The sequence below is a fragment of the Microcoleus sp. S13_C3 genome, assembly GCF_036700905.1.
Taxonomy (GTDB): Bacteria; Cyanobacteriota; Cyanobacteriia; order Cyanobacteriales; family Microcoleaceae; genus Microcoleus.
This window is the reverse complement of sequence record NZ_JAUBPT010000247.1, coordinates 1-7,112: the sequence shown is the minus strand read 5'-3', so window position 1 is coordinate 7,112 and position 7,112 is coordinate 1. Positions and strand designations below refer to the sequence as shown.

The following is a 7,112-nucleotide window of genomic DNA, read 5'->3' as shown; positions in this document are numbered from 1 at the left end:
TGGTAAGACTACTTCGGTAGCACAACTCAGTGAAGCGTAAAGAATCCCCACGCCTTTAGGCTGGGGAGTATGTCAAACCGACAGCATCAAAATCAATAGTGTCTGGTTTTGGTGGAATGCCAAACCTCTCCAATTGGCTGGAGGGAATCTATTTTTTCCCGGAGCACTGGCAAGGGGCAATTGTGGTGATTCACCAGTTGCCAGAAACACCAGAAAGCCTGTGGTTGAGGATTTTGGGTAAAGGGAAAGTGCAGCAAAGGGCGATCGCCGAATTGAGCGCTTTAGCCACGGACGATCCGCTGCGGATGACTGCCTTAGAGTTATTATATAGGTTGCAGTCAAATTTAGTGACCGATGCCCCACAGCAATTAGAACCAGAAGAGCGGGAGTTAATTATGGCCATTACACCACTTTTTCAACAACAAATACAAGCAGCACAACAACAAGCTAGAGAACAAGGGCTGGAACAAGGGCTAGAACAAGGGCTAGAACGAGGCCGACAAGAACAGCAACGCTTAATTTTATCAGATTTTCTGCCAGGGAGATTCGGAGAATTAAGCCCCAAAATGAGCGTGTTTTTAACGCCTCTATCCAAGTTATCGGCGACGGAATTTACTCGGATGCTGCTGGCGATATCAATGCTGGCAGTCGATGAAGCAGGAAAGCAACAAGCGGTGAAATTGTTGGCGGAATATGTCTTGAGGATGTACTTTAATGAATCGGTAGATATTCTGGCTACAGCAGTTAGCAATTTACTAGAATTGCCCGTGGTCGAATTGGCTGTGTTGGTAGAAGAACTGCCACAGTTATCGGCTGATGAATTGAGGGCAAGATTATAGAGTTTTTGGAGGAGAGCGATCTACAAATCCTCTGGATTGGGAGGTTGAGTTGGGGGCGATCGCTCCGAGTTAAAATGGGCAGCAGGGGGCGATCGGTTTTCAGACTATTATTGCAAGTATGTGTTGCGGCCCGGCGGGCGATCGGCTATTTTCTGAGATACTAAGGTAATTTGCCAGCGTTGAGTGTAATTGAAAATGGATCACCAAAATTTAGAGTTAATAGAAAACATTCGCCAGCAATTTAACAATACTCCTTATCCCAGAACCCCGCTGGAAGAATCTCCAAAAGACAAGAGTGAATTGCTCTACCTTCATAATCTTATAACTGCTTACTACTTCAGAAATAGAAGAGTTATTAATACAGAAGGTAAAGTTATCCTCGATGCGGGATGCGGCACCGGTTATAAATCCTTGGTTTTAGCTATAGCCAATCCGGGAGCCAAAATAGTAGGGATAGATTTATCAGAAGAATCTGTAAAACTAGCTGAGCAACGTTTACAGTATCATGGGGTTGCTAATGCATAGTTTTATGCTTTGAAGATAGAAGAGTTACCCAATTTAGGGTTACAGTTTGACTATATCAATGCTGACGAAGTTCTGTATCTCTTGCCCGACGCTGTTGCTGGATTGCAAGCGATGAAGTCAGTTCTCGCTCCCGATGGCATCATCCGCACAAACCTTCACAGCTCAAATGGTAGAGCGGGAATGTTTCGCGCTCAAGCTGTTTTCAAAACAATGGGATTAATGGATCGAAGTCCGGGAGAAGTGGAGATCGAAATAGTCCGGGAAACAATGGAAGCCTTGAGAGATGAAATAGGGATCAAGGCGGCAGGGTGGAATGCAGATTTCGCACAGGATGAGGGATGGATTATGGTTAACTATTTATTCGTGGGTGATAAAGGTTGTACCATTCCTGAAGTGTTTGCAATGTTGAGAGGTGCTGATTTAGAGTTTATCAGTATGGTGGCCTGGCGCCGCTGGGAGTTGATGGATTTGTTCAAAGATGCAGATGATTTGCCTCCGTTTTTGGCGATGAGTCTGCCAGAAGCTTCTCTGGAAGAGCGGCTGCATTTATTTGACTTGTTACATCCCCTGCACCGTTTGTTTGATTTCTGGTGCGGAAATCCCGCGAGAACTCAGGCTTTTGTGCCCGTTGCGGAATGGACGGAAGCTCAATGGCGGGAAGCACGGGTACACCTGCACCCTCAACTGAGGACTTCTCAGGTGAGGGAAGACTTGAATAATTGCCTTGACAGCCAGACGCCGTTTGAGATTAGCCGTTATATTATTGTGCCAACTCTAGCGCCAGTGGCGATCGAGAGTACAATGGCGGCTTGCTTGCTACCTCTTTGGGAGGGGCCGCAGTCTGTGGTGTCGATCGTGGAAGGGTGGCTCCAAATCCGCTCCCAGATGGCTGTTAACCTAGAGCCTGTTAGCGAGCAGACAGCCTTTGAGGAAGTCAAGGAAATGTTCAGTAGGTTGGAAGCCTTTCTGTATGTGCTTTTGGAGCCTTAGAGCCAGGAGTTGAAAAAAAAAATAGTTTGGGGTGATATTAAAGCGCCGACAACTGGGTAAGTTACATTTAAGAGTTAGAAATCGAGCATCCCACCCCTCAAGGAGAAAAAACTTATGAAGACTGAATTTAAAGCCAAGTTCCTGCAACACATCAACAAAAGAAGACAGGATCAAGGTTTCACCCTGATTGAACTGCTGGTCGTTATCATCATTATCGGCATTTTGTCTGCTATTGCTCTGCCTTCGTTCCTCAGCCAAGCTAACAAAGCCAAGCAGTCAGAAGCTAAGCAGTACCTCAGCTCCATTAACAAGGCTCAGCAAGCTTACTTCGCTGAAAATACTGTGTTTGCCAACAATATCTCAAGCTTGGGTATTGGTCTAAAAACTCAAACCAGCAACTATACTTACACCATAGGAGCACCTGGTGGTGGAGTTAGCTCTGCTGCAACTCCTGGTGCTAGCAGTCCTCTCAAAGGCTATGCCGGAGTTGTAGCGTTGGTTGGAACCGGTGGAAACGAAGCAAAAACTACGCAAAGTCTACTTTGTGAGTCAGGCGCTGGGGTTGGTCCTACAGCAATTACGCCTGATGGTACTACTGCCCCTACTTGCGGCACTATGACAGAAGTTATTAAGTAATTGTTGAGCTCAACAATCACTACTTGTTGAAATAAAAAAAGAGCGGGTAGTGTAATGTATGCTACCCGCTTTAAGTGTTAACTAAACCTGTAACAAAAGTTTCCTATACAAAACTATTTATATTGCCCTATGTTTTCTAATAATCTACTAGCTATGTCATCTGATTGGCAGGAGGAAGCACATCAATACTTACTCCAAGGGAATTATACCAAAGGTGCCAAGATATACGAACAAGCACTCGCACTAAATCCGGGTGTCAAGTTTTACTACTGGCAGTTGGGGTTGATGTTGCTGTTACAGGGACAAGAGGCAGAGGCTCAGACTACTTGGCTATTGGCAATGGCAGAGGGGGAGACAGAAGAAATAGATTTATGGACAGAAGAATTGGTACAGATATTGCACGCAGAAGCAGAGCGGCGCAGATGGGAAGTGGGAGATTATGCAGTAGCTTGGGCAATTCGCCAACACATACGCGAAATTAATCCTACCGATATTAATAACCTCTTACATTTGATTGGACTTTCCACTCTGCAAAGAACCTACACAGGAAATGAACCAAAAGATTTAGGCATTTTAGAGCTACTCAAGTCAGAAGCAGAAATGGCGATAGACTCTGAATTGTTTCTCCAAGTGTTAAAAAATGTTTTAGATCAGGCTCCTTTCCATCCCTCATCCTATGATTTAACAGAATCTTGTCTACCTTATATCAAAGAATCACAAGTCTTACTTGATATCCTAATTCCATTTATTTATAAAATAGCTTACTCAGCTAAGCAATATCAATTAGCAATACGCTTTACTGAGCTCGGCTTGCGTTTCGAACCTCAACATCCAGAGTTACTAAGATCTTTGTCTGCTTTTTATCAAGATAATAATGAATATAATAAGGGAATCGAAACTGCAAACTTTTGCTATTCTCTCATGGAAAGCTTAGCAGATAAGGTTTATGCAAATCTTTTAATCATGCGTGCTCTGATGAGTGCCGGTGGCTACTGGGAGGAATTTTGTTCAGCCTTGGAATTACAAAAATCCTTGTTGGCATCTTTGCTTGAAGATCGGCCAACCAACCTCGATTCCAGTGCCACAATTCGCTTATTTGCTTCGGTATTTTTTTTCCCGTACTTTCAGGATAAACCCCAGGAAAATACACAAATTCGTCGTCAAGTAGCTCAACTTTGTCAAGTAAACATTGAAAACTATGCCCATGAAAAAGTAGAGCTATGTCGCCAGTGGAGTTCGCGTCTTTACTTAAAGACTGATGAGTCTCCTAAACGGTTGAAGATTGGATATCTTTCCCATTGCCTCCGCACTCATTCGGTAGGTTGGTTAGCACGATGGGTTTTCCAGCATCATGACCAGGAGCGTTTTGAAATCCATGCTTATATGGTTGGAGCGGAAATGAGCCAGAATCAGTTACAAGACTGGTACATTAGCAAAGCAGACAAAGCTTATCGATTAGGATTAGATGGTCAAGAAGCTGCTGAGAAAATTTTTGAAGATGAGATTGATATTTTGGTGGATCTCGACAGCATTACTCTAACTTCTTCCTGCGAGACGCTAGCTATTAAGCCAGCACCAGTTCAGGTAACTTGGCTAGGTTGGGATGCTTCAAGTGTGCCAACTATTGATTACTATATTGCCGATCCTTATGTTTTACCAGAATCTGCTCAGGACTACTATGCAGAAAAAATCTGGCGTTTGCCTCAAACTTACATAGCAGTAGATGGTTTTGAGGTAAGTGTGCCAAGTATCCGGCGCGATCAGTTGGATATCCCAAGCGATGCAGTTATCTATCTTAGCGCTCAGAGGGGATATAAGTACAATCCTAATACTGCACGGCTGCAAATGCAAATTATCAAAGAAGTAGCGAATAGTTACTTTTTAATTAAAGGTTTGGCCGATCAAGAATCACTCAAAAACTTTTTTGTCCAAATTGCAGAATCAGAGGGTATCAATCCCGATCGCCTCAAGTTTTTGCCCTTAGCTCCTTCGGAGCAAGTTCACCGCGCTAATTTAGGTATTGCTGACGTAGTGCTAGATACCTACCCCTATAATGGAGCTACAACAACAATGGAGACGCTGTGGATGTGTGTTCCCTTGGTAACCCGTGTAGGACAGCAGTTTTCAGCTCGCAACAGCTACGCGATGATGAGGAATGCGGGTATCACAGAAGGAATTGCTTGGACTGATGAAGAGTATGTAGAATGGGGAATTCGCTTAGGGAAAGATCCAGTTTTGCGGCAGCAAGTATCCTGGAAACTGCGGCAGTCACGACAAACGGCTCCGCTTTGGAATGGCAAGGAATTTACACGAGATATGGAAAAAGCGTATCAACAAATGTGGTCAAAATATCTTGATACAACTTACTAACTGAGTAGGTCGGTATAAAAAAACCAAGGCAAGTAAAGAAATGTTAACAAGCGGAATTGGAACTGAATTTAAAGCGATTAGTTGTGTAATTTCCTCGTTGCCCTCTCGCTTCAATTCCATCCATTACTGCGTAGGCAAGATCTAGTTCATCTTCAAACATTTGTCCGACCAGTTCATGATTTTTAAGTTGTTGCCATTCCAGTTCAATCTTGTTCATTTCCGAACAGTATTTAGGTAAAAAGAAAATATACAATCCCTGGCTTTCCCACTGAGACCATTTTTGTTGGACATCCAGAGATTTGTGTATGGGACCATTATCTTGAATTATCACTCTGATCCGTCCAGTTAATTTCATTTCCAGCTCAGCTTGTTGTGCTTCATTTTCCATCATAGTGATATATGATTTGCTGCTAAAACTCCCGACAGCCAACCCATACGCGAAATTAATACACGGTTGTAGCAAGCCTAAAATACTAAGTCTTCGCCCCCTTCGTTTCGTTGGCTCTAACCGTTTTTGCGCTCCAATTGGGTAATATGTATATCCAGTGGGACTCCACAAGCAAAAACCTGATTCATCCAGATATTTCAGATCGATTTCTCCTGCCGCCGCTGCCAACTCTAACATATCTTGATCTGCCTGTTTAATCGAGCGTTGTAATGGGTCTTGCTTGTCTTTATGGCTTGGTCGGGTTCGTTTCCAAATAATCTTTTTTTTTTGAGGATGCGTCTTAATCTGTCAGGGCTTAATTTGACCCCGCGTTCCTGTTCTAATTTTTGAGCAAGTTGACGACTATTATATCTGCGTGGTTCATTGAGGAGACATTCTTCTAGATGAACAATGTCTGATTCTTTCCATTTGGCTTTGACCCCTCTGCCTTTGGTTGACCATAATCCTCCCAAACCCATTTTCACCCACCGATGAATTACTTCTCTAATTGTTTGCTCTCTACAATTAAAATGAGCTGCAATCTCCTCCACATAACACCCCTGGGAGTTTAATCTAATAATTTGCGCTCGATCTTTTACTTTTTGAGGTACTGTTGTTGCCGTCCTCAATTCAAATAGTGTTCGGTCTTCTTCTTGATTGAGAAATACTCTTAAACGAGCGCCCATATTTGTTGATTTTGTAAATTAAATCTTGAGTGTTTACTTATCTTAACATATTTTGGTTTTTTTACGCCTACCTACTTGATGCCACGCTATAGAACAATGTGTAAGGCATGTAATTATACAGGTTATAAGCTGTTTAGCTCGTAAGTGGGAATGTGTTCCGCTCTGACATTAGCGATTGTTTGTTTGTTTTCGTTCTTTAAAACTATGCGAAAGTGAACGCGCGATAGCAGAGCTTCCCATTCCATTCTATTCATTTTTCCTATTTCCCCCACTATGGAAATTTGTGGCAATTGGGAAACATCTAAATCTTCTTCCATAAAAAGATTCATAATGACACTTGAGACAAGCATACCTGCATCTTCTTCGGAAATCTTGCCACAATCTATCAGGAGAGTCATTTTGCTTCTGTCGTGGTGAGTAGCTATCGCCATAATTACTTCCTGCAATTCCCGGCCAAGAGACTCTTCTTCTACAGACCAATCTGGGAAAATAATTAAATTGATATCGTTCAAAGGTAAATCCAAAATAATGTAATTATTTTTAAGCTCTTTGCTAATAATTGAGTAGGTAGGCGTAAAAAAACCAAATCATGTTAAGATAAGTAAACACTCAAGATTTGATTTACAAAATCAACAAATA

Annotated in this window: 4 protein-coding genes and 2 pseudogenes; 4 read left to right on the top strand and 2 right to left on the bottom strand. The window is 42.6% G+C overall.

Annotated features, from left to right (window positions below; translation table 11 throughout):
* Positions 1-98 precede the first annotated feature (98 nt).
* The 4 genes and pseudogenes from QUA16_RS34720 (at position 99) to QUA16_RS34705 (ending at position 5,360) form a co-directional block, all read left to right on the top strand.
* Positions 99-839, top strand: coding sequence for a hypothetical protein (locus tag QUA16_RS34720; RefSeq protein WP_333109420.1), 741 nt, complete (start codon positions 99-101; stop codon positions 837-839).
* A 195-nt stretch (positions 840-1,034) separates the two neighbouring features.
* A pseudogene (locus QUA16_RS34715) lies at positions 1,035-2,354 on the top strand (class I SAM-dependent methyltransferase).
* 114 nt (positions 2,355-2,468) lie between these two features.
* Positions 2,469-2,990, top strand: coding sequence for a type IV pilin-like G/H family protein (locus tag QUA16_RS34710; RefSeq protein WP_333109419.1), 522 nt, complete (start codon positions 2,469-2,471; stop codon positions 2,988-2,990).
* A gap of 129 nt (positions 2,991-3,119) precedes the next feature.
* A complete protein-coding gene (locus QUA16_RS34705; RefSeq protein WP_445252236.1) occupies positions 3,120-5,360 on the top strand; it encodes an O-linked N-acetylglucosamine transferase, SPINDLY family protein in 2,241 nt (746 codons plus the stop codon).
* Positions 5,361-5,403: 43 nt separating this feature from the next.
* On the opposite strand, the pseudogene QUA16_RS34700 reads toward QUA16_RS34705, so the two are convergent.
* Positions 5,404-6,473: pseudogene (locus QUA16_RS34700) on the bottom strand (IS630 family transposase).
* Positions 6,474-6,595: 122 nt separating this feature from the next.
* Positions 6,596-6,997 (bottom strand): hypothetical protein, encoded by a 402-nt coding sequence (locus QUA16_RS34695; protein ID WP_333181718.1) that lies wholly within the window; start codon positions 6,995-6,997, stop codon positions 6,596-6,598.
* Positions 6,998-7,112 lie beyond the last annotated feature (115 nt).